This window comes from Pseudoalteromonas sp. NZS11 (genome assembly GCF_015864765.1).
GTDB classification, from domain to species: Bacteria; Pseudomonadota; Gammaproteobacteria; order Enterobacterales; family Alteromonadaceae; genus Pseudoalteromonas; species Pseudoalteromonas arctica.
In genome coordinates, this window is the sequence record NZ_JADYWP010000005.1 from 289,476 (window position 1) to 306,137 (window position 16,662).

Annotated in this window: 16 protein-coding genes; 6 read left to right on the top strand and 10 right to left on the bottom strand. The window is 38.6% G+C overall.

The genetic code is table 11. The annotated features are described in order from the left end of the window. Positions 1-18 precede the first annotated feature (18 nt). Complete coding sequence (locus tag I6E82_RS13375; protein ID WP_197118081.1) at positions 19-2,448, bottom strand: zinc-dependent metalloprotease; 2,430 nt, start codon at positions 2,446-2,448, stop codon at positions 19-21. Positions 2,449-2,602: 154 nt separating this feature from the next. On the opposite strand from I6E82_RS13375, the gene I6E82_RS13380 reads away from it, so the two are divergent. Beyond that, positions 2,603-3,571 carry a class 1 fructose-bisphosphatase gene (locus I6E82_RS13380; RefSeq protein ID WP_007376783.1) on the top strand — a complete coding sequence of 323 codons (969 nt, stop codon included), beginning with the start codon at positions 2,603-2,605 and terminating at the stop codon, positions 3,569-3,571. Between the two features lie 95 nt (positions 3,572-3,666). On the opposite strand, the gene I6E82_RS13385 is transcribed toward I6E82_RS13380, so the two are convergent. After that, a complete protein-coding gene (locus tag I6E82_RS13385; protein WP_169060639.1) occupies positions 3,667-3,993 on the bottom strand; it encodes a hypothetical protein in 327 nt (108 codons plus the stop codon). A 43-nt stretch (positions 3,994-4,036) separates the two neighbouring features. On the opposite strand from I6E82_RS13385, the gene I6E82_RS13390 reads away from it, so the two are divergent. After that, positions 4,037-4,396, top strand: a complete 360-nt coding sequence (locus tag I6E82_RS13390; protein ID WP_197118082.1) for a DUF5522 domain-containing protein — start codon at positions 4,037-4,039, stop codon at positions 4,394-4,396. A gap of 444 nt (positions 4,397-4,840) precedes the next feature. On the opposite strand, the gene I6E82_RS13395 is transcribed toward I6E82_RS13390, so the two are convergent. The 8 genes from I6E82_RS13395 to I6E82_RS13430 all read right to left on the bottom strand — a co-directional run bounded on the left by I6E82_RS13395 (position 4,841) and on the right by I6E82_RS13430 (position 12,744). After that, positions 4,841-5,674 (bottom strand): sulfurtransferase, encoded by an 834-nt coding sequence (locus I6E82_RS13395; RefSeq protein ID WP_197118083.1) that lies wholly within the window; start codon positions 5,672-5,674, stop codon positions 4,841-4,843. A 3-nt stretch (positions 5,675-5,677) separates the two neighbouring features. Then, complete coding sequence (locus tag I6E82_RS13400; protein WP_004335499.1) at positions 5,678-6,103, bottom strand: adenylyltransferase/cytidyltransferase family protein; 426 nt, start codon at positions 6,101-6,103, stop codon at positions 5,678-5,680. Between the two features lie 76 nt (positions 6,104-6,179). Beyond that, the gene (locus I6E82_RS13405) at positions 6,180-7,244 is read right to left on the bottom strand and encodes a CDP-glycerol glycerophosphotransferase family protein (RefSeq protein ID WP_024592822.1); all 1,065 of its coding nucleotides are present in this window, start codon (positions 7,242-7,244) and stop codon (positions 6,180-6,182) included. Between the two features lie 64 nt (positions 7,245-7,308). Further along, positions 7,309-7,728, bottom strand: a complete 420-nt coding sequence (locus tag I6E82_RS13410) for a group I truncated hemoglobin (RefSeq protein ID WP_007581961.1) — start codon at positions 7,726-7,728, stop codon at positions 7,309-7,311. Continuing rightward, positions 7,728-8,561, bottom strand: a complete 834-nt coding sequence (locus tag I6E82_RS13415) for a DUF3034 family protein (RefSeq protein WP_024606990.1) — start codon at positions 8,559-8,561, stop codon at positions 7,728-7,730. Before I6E82_RS13415 ends, I6E82_RS13410 begins: the two co-directional genes overlap by 1 nt. Further along, a complete protein-coding gene (locus I6E82_RS13420) occupies positions 8,548-10,863 on the bottom strand; it encodes a bifunctional diguanylate cyclase/phosphodiesterase (protein WP_169060642.1) in 2,316 nt (771 codons plus the stop codon). Before I6E82_RS13420 ends, I6E82_RS13415 begins: the two co-directional genes overlap by 14 nt. After that, positions 10,856-11,518, bottom strand: coding sequence for a methylamine utilization protein (locus I6E82_RS13425; RefSeq protein ID WP_165735480.1), 663 nt, complete (start codon positions 11,516-11,518; stop codon positions 10,856-10,858). The genes I6E82_RS13420 and I6E82_RS13425 overlap by 8 nt, the downstream gene beginning before the upstream one ends. A gap of 122 nt (positions 11,519-11,640) precedes the next feature. Continuing rightward, complete coding sequence (locus tag I6E82_RS13430; RefSeq protein ID WP_010553317.1) at positions 11,641-12,744, bottom strand: phosphoribosylaminoimidazolesuccinocarboxamide synthase; 1,104 nt, start codon at positions 12,742-12,744, stop codon at positions 11,641-11,643. Positions 12,745-12,922: 178 nt separating this feature from the next. Between I6E82_RS13430 and I6E82_RS13435 the strand changes: the two genes are divergently transcribed. From I6E82_RS13435 to I6E82_RS13450, 4 genes are read left to right on the top strand one after another with little or no spacing between them, the layout of a single operon-like run. Continuing rightward, on the top strand, positions 12,923-13,993 hold the full coding sequence (locus tag I6E82_RS13435) for a CDP-glycerol glycerophosphotransferase family protein (protein ID WP_197111639.1): 1,071 nt from the start codon (positions 12,923-12,925) through the stop codon (positions 13,991-13,993). Positions 13,994-14,000: 7 nt separating this feature from the next. Further along, positions 14,001-14,699: an ABC transporter ATP-binding protein gene (locus I6E82_RS13440; protein ID WP_197118084.1), complete on the top strand. Its 699-nt coding sequence runs from the start codon at positions 14,001-14,003 to the stop codon at positions 14,697-14,699. Continuing rightward, positions 14,696-15,961, top strand: a complete 1,266-nt coding sequence (locus I6E82_RS13445; protein ID WP_197118085.1) for an ABC transporter permease — start codon at positions 14,696-14,698, stop codon at positions 15,959-15,961. Before I6E82_RS13440 ends, I6E82_RS13445 begins: the two co-directional genes overlap by 4 nt. Positions 15,962-15,975: 14 nt before the next feature. Further along, positions 15,976-16,476 carry a DUF3299 domain-containing protein gene (locus I6E82_RS13450; RefSeq protein WP_121954794.1) on the top strand — a complete coding sequence of 167 codons (501 nt, stop codon included), beginning with the start codon at positions 15,976-15,978 and terminating at the stop codon, positions 16,474-16,476. The last annotated feature ends 186 nt before the right edge of the window (positions 16,477-16,662 follow it).

Below are 16,662 nucleotides of genomic sequence, written 5' to 3' on the forward strand. Positions count from 1 at the left end.
GCGCTTCTACTTTTTATTCTAAATTGGTGAGCCCGGTGGGATTGGCAGCACTTTAAAGTTGTTTGGCCATTGCCCTTTAATTAAAAACTGATTTACTTGCTCAGCTAAATATTGCTTAAACGCACTCTCGCCAGTACTTGTATGGCTCAGCATTGAGTTTTGGTTAAAGTCTTCACTCAACTTAACTAGGTAGTAACGTAACTGCGCTTGCACTTCAGGGCTTGCACTATCGCTTGCTACTAAATCAGCCATAGCTTTTGCTGTTAAAAATTGCACGCGCTGAGTTATTTTACCTGTCATTGTATTAGGTGATGACACGTTAAACACTTGGCTATATAGCTCCTCAAGTAACTCATCTAAACTATAAAAGTCATTACTACGCGCTTGTTGCTGCGCTAAGCGATTTAAACGCTGTGCATTTAATAAAAGCGACAAGCTGTGCTGCACTGCAACCTCGGGTAATGCCATTGCATCGAGCGTTAACCCTGTGCGCCCAACTATGCTCTCGCGCGATTTAGACTCGCCATATGCTTTTGGCGGAATTAGCGATAACACAGATTCAGGAAGTAATAAGTTACCTGGCTTAAGCGTTGCAAAAATAGCGTTTACTGCTTCTTGCTGTGTTTTTTTATTAACGACTTGTGCGCCTTTTACGGGTGAGTCACCGCGTGTTTCGTATTCGTAATCAACACCGGCAATAAGCTTAACCGCAGCCTCAACCTGAAAACGGTGAAACAGATAAAGCGGAACTAGTTTTTCCTCTAATTGCGATAATGAATCGCCCGTTTTAATATTATTAATACCAAACTGCGAAAGCGCTTTTTTACGTACGTCGAGTACTCGTAAAAGCTCCTGAGAAGGATTAGTGCCGTTATCCCATAGATGAGCTGTTGGATGTGCGCCACCTTTAGCACGAGCATCACTATCTGATATAAACTCAAGGCCTTTGGCTTTGTTCTCTTTTAAAATAGCAGCAAGTTCTGCGCTTTCATCTTGGTTAGTAAAATCGCTATAGCCATATTTAATTACTTGGGTATCCCACACGCCCATGCCTGTTGCATAGCCGCGCGTTACATCAAGCTTACCTTGTTCATTAAAACTAAGTAGCGGATGTGGGTAATCCATTACTGAGGATCTATCCCCTACCGATGCTGCAAAGTTATGAGAAATACCTAACGTGTGGCCAATTTCATGTGCGCTTAATTGGCGAATACGATCAAGCGCCATTGCTTGCAAGTTTTTAGCAACTTCATTGCCTTTTAAATAAGGAGCAGCGAGTGCTTCGGCTATTAAAATATCTTGGCGAACACGCAATGAGCCAAGTGTTACGTGCCCTTTAAGTATTTCACCTGTACGTGGGTCGATTACCGAACTACCGTATGACCAACCACGCGTTGCACGGTGTACCCATTGAATGACGTTGTAACGAATATCCATAGGGTCGGCGCTACTTGGCAGCACTTTTACTATAAATGCATTTTTATATCCTGCCGCCGTAAATGCGTCGTTCCACCACTTTCCACCTTCAAGCAAAGCGCTTTTAACGGGCTCTGGAACGCCAGGATCAAGGTAATAAACAATTGGTTTAACAGGCTCACTAATAGGTAAACTTGAGTCCTTTTTAGTTAAACGATGGCGCGGTATATAACGCACGTACAGTGACTCACCAAGCGGCGCTGCGTAATCTTTATGTTCTATACTCCAAAAACCTGATTGCGGATTAAACTTGCGCGGCGTGTAGTTATCATCTGGTAATTGAATAAGTGAATGATGCATATGAACAGTAAGCGCATAAGGGTCAGCACTTACTTGGCGAACAAATTCACCTGGTTTTGTGCCTTTAAATGTAAGTACAGCTTCAAGCTCGGTGTTTTTTACAAATGCTTTTGAGCGATTCATATAAACGGCACTACGTGATTCATCAAGGCTAAAGTTGCCTTGCTTACGTGCAGCAAGTGTGCGGCTTACGCCGTGTACATCACTTAATAAGTAAGGCGTGTAATCAATAAGTGCTGTGACTTTATCTTCTGCGACTACTTTAAAACCAGCAAGTATACTTGATGCAAACGCTTCTTTAATACTTTGCTGTTCGGCCTTGTTACTTGTGTTGGCACGATAGTAAGTATTTACAGCGCGTAACATTACTTTGTCGCCAAAACGCTCAAACTGCACAAGGTGAGTATTACCAAGCTGACCTCTATCAAGACCTATGTCGTTAGAGCCAATACCGTAAGGCAAGCTTTGCTGCAGTAAAAATTGCTGTTCAAACTTATCAACTTTTAAATATACTTTCCCGTTTTGGGTATCGTAAAAAAACGAATAATAGCCCGGAAAATGATTCATTTGCGTAGTAAATTCATCAATTGACTTAATTGCTGCGTGCGCTTGAGTTATGATAGAGCACAGCACAGTAAAGAATATGTAACTTAGTAGTGGTATTTTTTTCATAATCTTATCTTTGTTATTTGTGTTTTAAGTACGATTAGGTGGTCCCATTATAGGGTGCTATTTAAACAATACAGTTATTTAAGACGAATTTCAGCGCTCTAAGCTAATCTCTCTCACATTATGATTGGTTTTAACACGTTATCAGGAAAATAGAATGCGTAGACTCCCCCCAGTATTACTTGAAGATGGTTGTTCAAGAGAACTTTTATCATTAATTCGAACAATTTTAGCGGCATGTAAAGAGATTTCATTTCGCGTTGGTCAAGGCGCGCTTTCTGGCGTATTAGGCTCAACCCTTGATGAAAACATTCAAGGTGAAACTCAAAAAAAGCTCGATGTATTATCTAATCAGCTGTTAAAAGATATTTTACTGGAATCAGGTACGGTTAAAGCAATCGCCTCTGAAGAAGAAGACTACACAGTAGCAGGTAACCCAGACGCTAAATTTATAGTGGCATTTGATCCATTAGATGGCTCGTCAAATACCGATATTAACTCGCTTGTCGGTACCATATTTTCTATTATGGAAGCGCCTGAAGGTTCTGACGCCGCTGACGAAAGCATTTTCATGCAGCCCGGCCATAAGCAAGTTGCTGCAGGTTACGTACTTTACGGGCCATCAACAATGCTTGCGCTGACTACAGGTAAAGGCACGCGCATGTTTACCCTTGATAAAACACAAGGCAGCTTTTTACTTACACAAGATTTTGCCGAAATCCCTGCTGATACAAACGAATTTGCCATTAATACGTCTAACCAACGCCATTGGCAACCAGCTATGCAAAACTACATCGATGATTTGCTAGCAGGCGATACAGGCCCGCGCGCTAAAAACTTTAATATGCGCTGGATTGCAGCAATGGTGGGCGATGTACATCGCGTGCTTAGCCGTGGCGGTTTATTTACTTACCCTACCGACACCAAAGATCCTAAAAAGCCAAATAAATTACGCCTACTTTACGAAGCAAATCCAATGGCTATGTTAGTAGAGCAAGCTGGCGGTATCGCATCAACCGGTACCGAGCGTATTATGGATATTCAGCCTGATGCAATCCACCAGCGTGTAGCCGTTATTTTAGGTTCTAAAAACGAAGTCGAAACGTGCTTGGGATATCATAAATAATCGCTTAAAACGATTGTCTTCAATTTAAAAAACCGCATTCAATTGAAATGCGGTTTTTTTGTAGGTGAGGTTTTACACCTCGCTTTTTAAACAAATCAAATTTTTACTAACGCAACTATTTGCTCAATCTTTTGATGGTTAAGCTCCCCCATTTGCTCACTATTACTGAGTGCATAAATAAAACCTTCGTGCTCTGCACAATCAATGTCATCTCGCGATTCAATTACGTTTGCCCAAAGCTCTAAATCATCTAAGTCTATTTCGTTACTTAAACAGCGCTTAAGAACATCAATTAAAACCTCGGTTGAGAGAGTATAATGAGTTTTATTGCTATCAGCAGGGCTTGAAACGATAACCGATATAGCTTCGTCCCTTTGCTCACCAAATGTAATAAATTCAGCTAATGCTTTTTGTGTATTCATAATATTTGTTATTCTTGGCTCACTGTTACTAAAAAGAATTATAATGACTGAACTTAACTGCACTCAATGCCACAGTACTCTAACGTGTAATGTAGACGATATATCAGCGTGTTGGTGCAACGAGCTGCCTGCTATTTTACCGCTAGATACCACAGCAACAAGTTGTTTATGCCGCAAGTGCACGCTTAATAAAATAAATACTTTTTTAGAGGGTGTTTATACACAACCTATTAAAACCCAAATAGACTTTGCAAAACAATTTAGAGGTAACGAAAATTTAATTGAAGGGCTCGACTACACCATGCAAAGTGGTTACATGATATTTAGTAAGTGGTTTTTTTTAAAGCGTGGTTCGTGCTGCAAAAATGGTTGCAAAAATTGCCCTTATGGTTTTAGAAAATAAAAACCATTTAATACAAATACGAGCAAACATTGGTTTTTACCCTCTCATTTCCTTCACTTTTTCTTGTGAGTAATATTTTTAAGTACTGTTATTCACAAAGAGGTTTAGAGGCGCTGCGCTTTTAGAGTAAGTGATTGTATAAAAATAGTATTCAAATACGAGCAAACATTGGTTTTTACCTTCTCATTTTCTTCTCTTTCACTTCTCCTTGTGAATAATATTTTTAAGTACTGTTATTCACAAAGAGGTTTAGAGGCGCTGCGCTTTTAGAGTAAGCGATTGTGTAAAAATAGTATTCAAATACGAGTAAACATTGGTTTTTATCTTCTCATTTTCTTCTCTTTCACTTCTCCTTGTGAGTAATATTTTTAAATACTGTTATTCACAAAGAGGTTTAGAGGCGCTGCGCTTTTAACGTGAGCAAGCTTTACATATCCAACACGTCTACTTTTCTCCCGTGGTGATGGGCAATGAATCACTTGCGCCCCACTCACTCCACGAGCCATCAAAAACACTTAAATTACTGTAACCACATTCAGTAGCAAATAACGCTAAAACACAGGCTGTAATACCTGAGCCACAGCTAAATTGTAGCTGCTGTGCATCCCCGACCACGTCATTAAATATCGCTTTAATTTCAGTAAGTGGTTTTGCTTCACCTTTATTAAGTAAATCCATAAAAGGTAACGAGCGACTATTTGGGATATGCCCGCTACGCATACCTTTTCGGGGTTCACTTTCTTCGCCTGTAAAACGCTTATAAGCACGTGCATCTAGCAACACAGTGTTAGGCTCATCGATTGCGTCAACCACTTGTTGGCTATTAATAAAATACTCAGAATTATAGTTTGCCGTAAAATCACCTTTACCTGACGCTTTGCTATAACCTTGCTGTGTGGCGTAACCGCTCTCTAACCACGTCTTAAGGCCACCACTGAGTACTTTAACATTGTGATGCCCCATAGCTTTAAACATCCACCACGCTCTTGCTGCGCTAAATAAACCGCCATCTTCGTATACAACTATAAACGAGTCGTTATTTACACCTGCATTTTGCATCACGTGGGTAAACTGCTGCTCGCTGCATACCATACTTGGTAAGGGATTTGATCTATCGGCCAATTCGTTTTTTATGTCAAAACGTTTAGCGCTAGGCAGCATTGCTTGAGGCGAATAAGCACCCAAAACACCTGGGCGCAGCATACCTGCATCAAATATCACTAATGCAGGATTATTAAGTTGATCGTGTAATTGCTGACAGCTAATTAGGTTTTTCATTAATTATTTAGCACTACATATTTTGTCTAATACGTTTCTTAATTTTGTACTAGATGTATGAGAGGTATAAGAGAAATAACATATTTCAACATTAAACTTTTTAAAGTCAGCTTCTATTTGGTTCCACTTATCGGTGCCCTTCCAATCATCACCCACGAACATTTTATCAAATTTTAAGTTGTTCCAGGCTTCTTCTTTGTCATAGTTAACCTGGGGAACAACTTCATCAACAAATTTTATTGCTTCAACTATTTCCATACGCTCCTGAAAAGGAATCACTGGCTCTTTATTTTTAGCTGACTTGCTTAACTCATCGGTAGTAATACCCACAATTAAGTAATCACACTCTAATTTGGCTCTTTTCAGAATATTTAAATGACCTATGTGGAATAAGTCAAAAACACCCGTTGTATATCCAATTTTTTTCATTTCTAAAGCCCAATTATAATTTAGAGTTTATAAATCCTTTTAGTAGTTCGATTACATCCAAATACTTTTGTAATAGTTACTTATTTTTTATTAAATATTGAACAATTCTGTTACTTGCTTTACCGTCCATTTTACCCGCTAACTTTTCTGATAAAGACAATCTAATATTAGCTAAGCTTTCTGGTTCAGCCAGTTGTTGTTCAACTAACTTTTTAAGGTTTTTATATTTTTTGGCGTGTATAGCAACATTCGCATACTCACCATAATCTTGATCCATTCGCTTTTTAAAACGATATGAAAATATTCCTTTGTATCCCCACCGCAACTTCAAAAAATCGCACCAAATGACTGGCTTGTTTAACAGAGCAAATTCAAATAAAGCTGATGATGCATCACTAATCAATAAATCTGCTTTATCTAAAAAAGGCACTAACGAATAATCTTCTACTTTTGCTAAATATACATTGGGATACGTTGACCAATGATCTAGCAATTTCACGTGTTTTTTATAACGCTCTTTACTAATAGAAAAGTAATGAGGTTTTATTAAGATGTTGTAATCACCAAAATGTTCCGGCCAATTTTCAGGAAATAACTCTAAGCTGCTTGGATAAAATGTAGGAGCGTATAAAATAGTTTGTTTTTTATTATCAAAGTTAGTTAATTCTAACGTGCCATCAATTTTTTCCTTATTAAAAATAGGGTCTAATTTGCAAAAGCCTACATCAACAAATTCATCATTTGGATACATTGATTTTAAACGGTTTAGTCTGTACTGACCTTCAACAAATCTAACTGTCATTGCTTGACTAGACTTAGTATAGTAACTTGATTTAGGGCCTATTCCATGTCCGAGCTGAGCGCTTTTAGATACTTTATGTAAGCGGTCTAGGTAACAAAAAGAGTTAGCAAAAAAAACCCAATCAGCTTTTTCATTTTCGTAATAAGCAATTGATTGTTGTTGTTCGTTAACCCAGATGTGCTCTAAGTCATAGTCATCTATAACACGCTGGATTAAATGTTCATGGCTATTTTTATAAAATACAAATTTACTTTTGATGCCATTTTTACATAATTCTTTATATACAGGGATATACTGAGGGAGATAGTAAAGACTTTGCGTATCAAAAATTATATTCATATAGGATCACTATTATTTTTTCTTTATATTCTACCTTGAAAGGAGCATAACAAAAACAAAGTGATTACATTTTTATAATTTCACCACGAAGTGGTGCCATTCTAGAGAGAATATCGTTTTGCAAACTATGGCTAATGTTCTGCTCATTCATTGCATTTATAAGTAAATCAACCACATGATTAAAGTCTTTCTCTGTAATATGCATACCTGTATGGATTGCTACCATAGAGTCGCCATCGTATGTACATGGGCCTTCTACTAACATACACATATGAGTAATAAACCCTTGGCGAAAGTACGCTATATTGCTGTGTTCAAAGTAATGAATTATCTGCTCGTCATTACCTATTTGATAGATAAAGCTATCAACAATTCTGCCTATCCCCGCTTTACCATCGAGCTTTTGATAAAGCGATAATTGTGTTGAGCTAGCACAACTACAAAGCAATCCTACGCATACTATAAAAATACCAACGCTTTTCATTACCAATACCCTGTTACCGATAAATACCAACCTGTTTGATCGTCAGCTCCTGCAATGCTTCCTAAATCAAGGTAAGCCGCTGTCACACTTACGTGCTTATTAGGCATCCATGCTACAAATAAGTCTTTCCAATCTTGTTCGCCTAAGTTTAAGTTATTTGATTTTTGACGATACTCAACACCTACGGCGACTTCACGACTAAAAAATATAGCTGTGCTGCCTTCAAATAGCACTTTACCACTACCATTTTCTCCACCGTAGCCAAGCAAACCAAGTTGATTAGCTTCGCTGTATCGTGTAGTTACGTTCCAAAACCAGTTATAACCAGCAATAGCCCCCAAATGTAACTTACTAGCAGCGAGGTAGTAGTCAGTGCCGCTAGTATCTTCTGCGCCTACAAGTGTTGCAATACTGCCATCATCCAGTGATTTATGCTGAATACCTAAGCTAAGTTGTGGCCAATCACTGTAAACAATATCGCCATATAAACGTATTTTAGCACCTGTAATTGACTGCTCTATTTCAGCATCAAGTGCTGGTACATCAAAGCGCTGTTGGGCATAACTGAGCTCAACACGATTAAATAAATTAAGTTGTGCACCACATACGTCAAGTGTGTAGTCGGTTACATCTGCGCGGCTACAAAAGCCATTTACCGAAAATTCGTCATCACTTGCGTACCCAGCAAGTTGTGCCCACGGTACAATACCACCGCCGCCACTGCCTTCAATTTGAGAAACTCCCGGCGTAGCTAGCAGTTTTCCATTGCTTGCAATGCTCGGTACACTAATTATTAAAAACAAACTTGCTAATAAGTATTTAATTTTTTTCATAGTATTCCTCCAGCCATTCTTCTAATAGTTCTGCTTTTAAAGGCCTACTTAAGTAATAGCCTTGTGCATGGTCACACTGCATACCTCTAAGTAAATTTAATGAGCCAAGTGTTTCAACCCCCTCAGCTACAACCGAGAAACCTAGCTGATGCCCCAACGTAATTGATGATTGCACTATAAATTGATCTTTTTGCGATTCATCAAGTTTTAGGATAAAGCACTTATCTAGCTTAAGCTCATCAATCGGTAACATTTTTAATCGACCAAGTGATGTTTGCCCTACACCATAATCATCTAATGATATTTTAACGCCAATTGCCTTTAGGTTTTCGAGCGCTTTAATGCCTTTTTCTTCGTTTTCGATCATATCGCGCTCAGTAAGCTCAATAGTGATCAGCTTAGGATCTACTTTGTACTTTTTAAGCGTACGAACTAATGCAGCATGAAAGCCCGGAAATGCTATGTCTTGCGCAGATACATTTATTGCAGCCTGTAAGTTTATATTTTTAGACTGCCAATCCGCTACTTGTGCTATAACCGTATTAACAACCCACCCTGTAAGTTCAACAATAAGGCCCGACTGCTCAGCCAAGTCAATAAACAGTTCAGGATTAACCCAGCTACCATCTTTTCGCTGCCAGCGAATAAGCGACTCAACTTTATCTATTTTTTGCGTTTTCATGTGTAATTTTGGCTGATAGGTCATAAATAACTGACCATCATCATCACTAATAGCCTGCTTTAATTCATCAAGCATTATTAAGCGCTCTAAGTGCGCCTCGTCTTCACCATTTTGATAATAATGTATGCTCTCTTGTGTGTTTGCAGCACTTTCAACAGCAATTAGCACGCGGCGCATTAAGTCATCACTTGCAATTCCTTGCGTAGGATACTGCACAATGCCCGCACTAAAGCGTAAGTTAATTTTTAGTTTTTGAATGGTGTAGCACGCTTGTAATTGTGCCATTAAGCCAACAATACCGCTTTTGTGTTCGCGCGCTGCCGCAGTCGGAAACACAGTTAAAAACTCATCGCCGCCAATACGAGCATGAAAGCCCCCTAACTCATCCGAAAACTCACTTATTCTACAAGCAACCGCCTTTAGGCAGTCATCACCAATGCGCGGACCGAGCTTATCGTTTATATGGCGAAGACCTTTTATGTCTATTGCAACGAGCGTGTACTCGGCTGATGAATCTAACTCTTCATCAAGCACCTCAAGCATAGCTGAGCGGTTATAAAAGCCTGTTAGGGAGTCGTGTCTGGCTTGAAAGCTAATTTGTTGCTCGCGCTGATTTATATCATTACCCATGCTATCAAACGCTGCGACTAGCGTGTCTATTTCGGTGCTTTGCCTGCGCCCTTTAAATTCAAAAGTATAATTACCTTGTGCAAATTGCCTTGCTATTACAGCTAGTTGAGTAAGTGGCGTAGTTAAATTATTTGCAAATATGCTGCTCGTAATAACACCTACAAACATAGTTAAAATAGCTAAAATAATAAGTGTAAAAAGAAGTTTTTCGAAGTCACTATAACTTTGTGTTAAATCGGCGCTCAGTAAAATAATTATAGGATGGGTCAACAACGATGGTAAATCTATATCTCGGTTACGATACACCAAATACTCACCAAAAAACCGCGAAGTGGTTACGGTACTAAAATAGCTAACAGGTTCAAATTGCTCAGGGCGATTAGCTAATGAACTAATAACAATATCGTCAGCGCTACCTATAAAGCTCACATCCATGCCTGTTAAGCTTTTTAGTTCATGGGCTACATTGTCATCAATTTTAAAGCCCACCAAACTATAGGCCACTGTACGTGGCGCTCTTACGGGTAATAAAATAATTTGGTAAAGCTCGTTATTAAGCACCACAAAACTAGACTCTTCTGGCGCACTTAAAAGCTCTTCCATTAACGGCTTTAAGTTATGTGCAAAAGCATCTTCGTCAGTATTGGCGGAAATTAGCTTACCCGATAAATCAAGTAACAGCATTAATTCGGCATCAATACGTTGGCTATGATTAAACAACACACTGCTTATTGTCCCGGCATCTCGCGTTGCTACAGCTTGCTTAAAACCAAAGTCGGAGGTGAGTACTTTTGCTGCGGTTAGTAGTAAGCTTTCTTTTGATTTTAAATATTGCTTATAAACATTTTGCGCTACGGTAATGTCTTGATTTACTTTTTCTTCTTGAAACTTACTCGTAGACCACCAAAAACTAAACAAGCTGACCATAGTGGTTAATAACACTAAGCCAACACATAAAATGGTTATGCGATTTCGTAAACTATTAGTCATTACCAGCCTTAAACTTACTACCAAAGGTATTTCTAGGTGCTGGGGTCGATGTGTTTACTGTTATCTGTAACTGTTTTTGAGAATTAATTGTTATCATTTTTTTATTCTCCAATGGCGCTGTTTGTAAAGGGTGCCACAAACTCACTTGTGCAGGCAGCGTATTAATAGGCAAACTAACATAGCCTTTTTTATCTGTTTTATATACGGATTCACTACTCGCTACATAGATATAGCCAACCATAGAGTCATGAATATTACACCCTAAAACAACAACCCCTTGTTGCTCAAACGTAATGGGCTCTTTTGGTTGCCCTGAATATAATCTTAGTTGAAAAGGCTTAGCTTGTGAAAAAGAATAAACATGATGGCGAATATTATCGCTGTTAGGAAAGTTAACTTTTTGACCCTGTTGTACAACTAATAATTCGGGTAAAAACTGCTTATGGACTTGATCCATTATAGCAATGGGCAAATTTGATGGTGTGGCTTGTTTGTCAGCAATATTAAGCTCAACCACTGCACCTGATAACTTTTGGCCGTGTTGATCTTCTATTACTAATTCAATATTCGCACTTAAAGCAAACTGACTAAAAAACAAACCTATAGCTAAAAAGTAATGACTTTTAGCAAACTTTTGCAATGCCCGCTCAAACATAACAACACCTAAATATTAATGTTAGGTTAAGTTAATTAGAGACGAGCACTAATTGCAAGAATTATAGCCCAGTAACTAAAAATAAAGACTTAGTTACTGGCTTTGTTAGCACTTAAGTGCTGCTATTTAACAATTAATCCGTAATCGTTATCTAAAATAGTAATTACTTCTTGGCGAGGATTCTCTGGGATCACAATATCTTTACCTACAATTTTGCTCGCTATGCCAACATAGGTATTTGACACTTCAAGCATTACTGATTCTGGTAAAATATAATCTTTTGCTAATTGCTCACGCTCACTCATGCGATCTTTATTTAATAATACGTCGCTCTCTGGCACATTATTAATAAGTAATTGGCGAAAACCTTCTTTAGAATTTTCAACAATTTTACCATTTTTGTATGCAGCTTCATCCCAAATACGTGACGAATCAGGCGTGCCTACTTCATCAATATATATAAGCTGTTGCGCGCCATTTAAATCCTCTACATAACCAAACTCAAATTTTGTATCTACAAAAATTTGGTTAAGCTTCGCTAGCTCATCACTAATTAATTTAAAACCTTCAACTAACAGTTTTTCGTATTTGGTTACGTCATCTGCCGATTTAAAGTTAAATACATCTAAGTTATTAGTAATGTTAGCGCGAGTAATATTTACATCATCAACTGGCGGAATATCAGCAACGCCTTCAATAATACCTTTTGTTGATGGCGTAATTAAAACGTTATCAAGCTTTTGGTTCGCTTTTAAACCTTCTGGCAAGTCAATACCACAAAAGTTACGTATGCCTTTAGCGTAATCGCGCCACATGCTACCCGTAATATATTGGCGAGCAATTGCCTCTACCTTTACTGTACTGGCTTTGCGTACAATCCACACATACGGATGCGGAATATCTACAATATGATTGCCCGCAAGACCCGCTTTATCAAATAACTTAAACCAATGGGCTGCCACTGAGTTTAGCGCTATACCTTTACCTGGTACGCCATTTAAACCGTTTTCGCCTTGCCAAATGCAATCAAATGCAGAAATTCGGTCTGAAATAACCATAATAGCAAGCTCAGTACCAGTCGGTACTTGATAGCCTTTATCTTTAATTAATCGAGCGCTGTCTTCATCAGTTAACCAATAAACTGAACGAACTTTACCGCTGTGTACTTCACCTTTGGTACGAATGGGTAAATCATCGTTTACGTCTAAAACTTTATAGCTAGTCATGCTATCTCCGGGGTTAGGGATGCTCTTTGAGCAAAGTATGGTATGGGGTTATATGGGCTGTATAATAATCTAGCCAACCTCAAAGCTCAATCGGATGCTTAAAACAAATAAAGGCATATATTTATAAGCGAGTCGCAATGGGGTAAACTTAATGTGCCAACCAGCCTGAGGAGATAGCTTGAACTACTTAACTGCCACTAAAAATAAAAAATACTTGATGTATATCTCTCAAAATTATTCGTACGCTATCTTGAGGCCTATTCAGGCTGCAGTACTAGCTAATGGTGGCGAAGTCCGCTGGTTTTTAGCGGGTAACGAAGTAAACCCCGATTTTTTAACCACAAACGAGCAGCGTTTACATACCATAAAAGATGTTAAAAGCTGGGCTCCAAACATTACATTTATACCGGGCAATATAATTCCTAATTTTATTCCTGGTAAAAAAGTGGCTGTATTTCACGGGTTCAATTCAGGAAAATTAAATCGGAAAGGGCAAGAGGATCACTTTAACATTCGTGGTTGTTACGATTTATATTGTACGCAAGGTCCAAATACAACAACCCGATTTAAAGAGCTAGCTAAGCAGCATGGTTTCTTTAAAGTAACTGAAACTGGCTGGCCAACACTCGATCCACTTTTTAGCAATACTTCAAATAATCCTTATGTAAGTGACGACCCTCGCCCTACTTTACTTATATGCTCTACTTTCTCACGAAAGCTATCACTTGCTCCTAAATTATATGAGCAAATAAAACATTTTAGTGAACAAGGTAAGTGGCGTATTTTGATGCAATTTCATCCTAAAATGCCTGCTGAATGGGTTAATAAATACAAAGCGCTGAGTAACGAAAGTCTAACATTTATTGAAACCGATAACGTTTTGCCGTTATTGCAAGCTGCCGATGTTATGCTGTGCGATACATCGTCAGTTCTTTTAATGTTTTTACTACTGCGTAAACCGGTAGTCACATTTTGTAATCAAAAACCACTTCCTCATTTACTTGATATTACCGACGCTGATGAAGTAGAAGCCGCTATTGAACATGCGCTTACTAAACCTAGTGATTTAATGCAAAATATTGAAAGCTATTGCCAGGAACTTCATCCATACACCGATGGTCAATCTAGCCAGCGCGTATTGAATGCAGCTAATGAATTTTTACAAAGTAACGATAAACTAAAACCCAAGCCACTAAATATAATAAGACAGCTAAAAATGCGCAAAGATCTAAACTACTGGGGTTGGTAACAAGATAATGATAAACCTAAAAAACGTAACTTTTAAGTGGCATAAAAGCGATAGCTCACCCACGCTCACCATAAAAGAGCTAGTTATCGAAAAAGGTGAGCATATTTTTTTACACGGTCCTAGTGGCTCAGGTAAATCGACCTTATTAGCGATTCTTGCTGGCATTAATACAGCCACTAGCGGTGAGGTATCAATTTTAGACAAAAACCTAACTACATTAAGCAATACTACCCGTGATGTTTTTAGAGCGGATCACATTGGCTACATTTTTCAAAACTTTAACCTGCTTCCTTATTTAACTCCTATTGAAAATATAACGCTTGGGTGTGAGTTTTCAAAAAGTCGAAAACAAAAAATATTAAAGCAATCATCAAATAAAAACTCTGCCTTACAAAAAGAAGCGATGCGGTTATTAAATGCTTTAGGCCTTACTGCGCAGTATCACCATAAAGATGTAGCGACATTAAGTATTGGACAGCAACAGCGCGTTGCTGCAGCTCGCGCATTTATAGGCAGCCCTGAATTAATAATTGCTGATGAGCCCACATCTGCACTCGATACAAATAACCGTGAAAGCTTTATAAAGTTACTGTTTGAGCAGGCAAAGCTATCTGATAGTACGCTGGTATTTGTGAGCCACGATGAAACACTAAAGCCTTTATTTGACCGCTCCATTGACCTTATAAGCTTGCAGGAACAAGTATGATTCTCGCTAAACTTGCTTACAAAAGCTTATTAAACCGCCGCGCAAGTGTACTGCTTACATTATTTACTATCGCAATTAGTGTAATGCTACTTTTAAGTATTGAACGTGTACGAATTGATGCTAAAAGTAGTTTTAGTAATACTATTTCGGGCACTGATTTAATTGTTGGTGCACGTACCGGCGACATACAGTTGCTGCTTTCGTCAGTATTTAGAATTGGCCATACTAATAACGGCGTAAGCTGGAAAAGTTATGAATACATAACAAGTCAGCGAGGCGTAAAATGGAGCATACCTATAAGCCTAGGCGACAGCCATAAAGGCCAAGCGGTACTAGGCACAACACTTGATTACTTTAGCCATTATCGCTTTGCAAAAAAACAAAATTTAACCTTTAACAAAGGCCACCCTTTTGCTGCAATTAACGAAGTGGTGCTAGGTAGTGAAGTCGCTAATAAATTAGGTTATAAACTTAACGACTCTATTGTTATATCGCACGGTATGGGGAACACCAGTTTTCATCATCATGACGATAACCCATTTAAAGTCGTCGGTATTTTAAACCCTACTGGCACGCCTGTTGATAAAACGCTGCATATTCCTTTGGCTGCAATCGATTTAATTCACGGCGGTAAAGCTAGCCTTGAGCATGAGCATGAGCATGAGCATGAGCATGAGCATGACGAACATAACAACCTAGTTGGGCATCCAAAACAAATTACAGCATTTTTAATGGGATTTAATTCGCCTTTATACACACTACAAATTAGGCGTAATATAAATCAATATAAGCCAGAAGCCCTGCTTGGGATTATGCCAACCGTAACACTTAAAGAGTTATGGGAAATGCTCGCAATAGTAGAAAAAATACTTTTGCTATTCTCAGCTGTTGTCGTTTTAATTAGCCTACTTGGCATGCTAACGACATTGCTCGCAAACCTGAGTCAGCGTCGTCGCGAACTTGCTATATTACGTTCGGTAGGCGCTCGCCCTTGGCATTTATTTACACTTATAAGTATTGAGTCACTACTGACCACTTTACTTGGTTGCCTAGCAGGTAGTGTGCTTTACTATTTAGCTATTTTTTCAGCCGGCGGTTACTTACAAAGTCATGCCGGTATAAGCGTAAATATCACAATACTCTCTTACTATGAACTGGGCTTAATCGGCGTTATTATGGCAGCCGGTTTTATTATTGGCTTAATACCCGCTACTCGCGCTTATTTTTATTCACTCAGCGATGGTATGAGTATAAAAGCATAATTTTTAGGGATTTTATGACATTTTTTAAAACAGCTTTTCAGTACATTGCTGCTATTGGCTTATTATTTATAAGCGTAGCGAGTTATGCTAATCCACCAAAAGAAATTTTTTGGGAAGACTTAATCCCTAAAAACCACGTGCAAATAGACACTCAAGCACAAGCTAATCACGAAGGTAGTGATCAAAACTGGGTGCAACCCGATTTAGATGCTCCAGTGGTAAAGGCACTTGATGGCCAATCGGTGAGTTTGCCTGGTTTTGTTGTGCCACTTGAGGGCGATAGCGAAGTAATTACCGAGTTTTTACTCGTTCCTTATTTTGGCGCCTGTATACACGTACCACCACCACCGCCAAATCAAATAGTCCATGTAACAATTAAAGGTGGAGTACCAATAGATAGCCTATACGACGCAATTGTTGTAACTGGAATAATAAGTACACAAACGTGGTCGGGCGAAATCGCGCAGGTAGGATATAAAATGAAAGCGGTCGGTGTAGCACCGTTTGAGCTTTAAAATTAAGGGCCCGCTTTTAAAGCTGGCCCTTAAATCTCATTAAATTTAGAATCGATAAAATTTACATAACCTAGATTCAAATTGTAAGTGCATAACTTGTTTTGGCTAGATTAAGTGGTCAGTTGCTCATAAGCTAACTGCTTTTTCTCCGGCAAGAGATTTTACAATGAGACATTACAAACAACT

Bases quoted from the DNA above. Each gene is read 5' to 3' on its own strand.
- I6E82_RS13375 (WP_197118081.1), bottom strand. From the start codon at position 2,448: ATGAAAAAAATACCACTACTAAGTTACATATTCTTTACTGTGCTGTGC.
- I6E82_RS13380 (WP_007376783.1), top strand. From the start codon at position 2,603: ATGCGTAGACTCCCCCCAGTATTACTTGAAGATGGTTGTTCAAGAGAA.
- I6E82_RS13385 (WP_169060639.1), bottom strand. From the start codon at position 3,993: ATGAATACACAAAAAGCATTAGCTGAATTTATTACATTTGGTGAGCAA.
- I6E82_RS13390 (WP_197118082.1), top strand. From the start codon at position 4,037: ATGACTGAACTTAACTGCACTCAATGCCACAGTACTCTAACGTGTAAT.
- I6E82_RS13395 (WP_197118083.1), bottom strand. From the start codon at position 5,674: ATGAAAAACCTAATTAGCTGTCAGCAATTACACGATCAACTTAATAAT.
- I6E82_RS13400 (WP_004335499.1), bottom strand. From the start codon at position 6,103: ATGAAAAAAATTGGATATACAACGGGTGTTTTTGACTTATTCCACATA.
- I6E82_RS13405 (WP_024592822.1), bottom strand. From the start codon at position 7,244: ATGAATATAATTTTTGATACGCAAAGTCTTTACTATCTCCCTCAGTAT.
- I6E82_RS13410 (WP_007581961.1), bottom strand. From the start codon at position 7,728: ATGAAAAGCGTTGGTATTTTTATAGTATGCGTAGGATTGCTTTGTAGT.
- I6E82_RS13415 (WP_024606990.1), bottom strand. From the start codon at position 8,561: ATGAAAAAAATTAAATACTTATTAGCAAGTTTGTTTTTAATAATTAGT.
- I6E82_RS13420 (WP_169060642.1), bottom strand. From the start codon at position 10,863: ATGACTAATAGTTTACGAAATCGCATAACCATTTTATGTGTTGGCTTA.
- I6E82_RS13425 (WP_165735480.1), bottom strand. From the start codon at position 11,518: ATGTTTGAGCGGGCATTGCAAAAGTTTGCTAAAAGTCATTACTTTTTA.
- I6E82_RS13430 (WP_010553317.1), bottom strand. From the start codon at position 12,744: ATGACTAGCTATAAAGTTTTAGACGTAAACGATGATTTACCCATTCGT.
- I6E82_RS13440 (WP_197118084.1), top strand. From the start codon at position 14,001: ATGATAAACCTAAAAAACGTAACTTTTAAGTGGCATAAAAGCGATAGC.
- I6E82_RS13445 (WP_197118085.1), top strand. From the start codon at position 14,696: ATGATTCTCGCTAAACTTGCTTACAAAAGCTTATTAAACCGCCGCGCA.
- I6E82_RS13450 (WP_121954794.1), top strand. From the start codon at position 15,976: ATGACATTTTTTAAAACAGCTTTTCAGTACATTGCTGCTATTGGCTTA.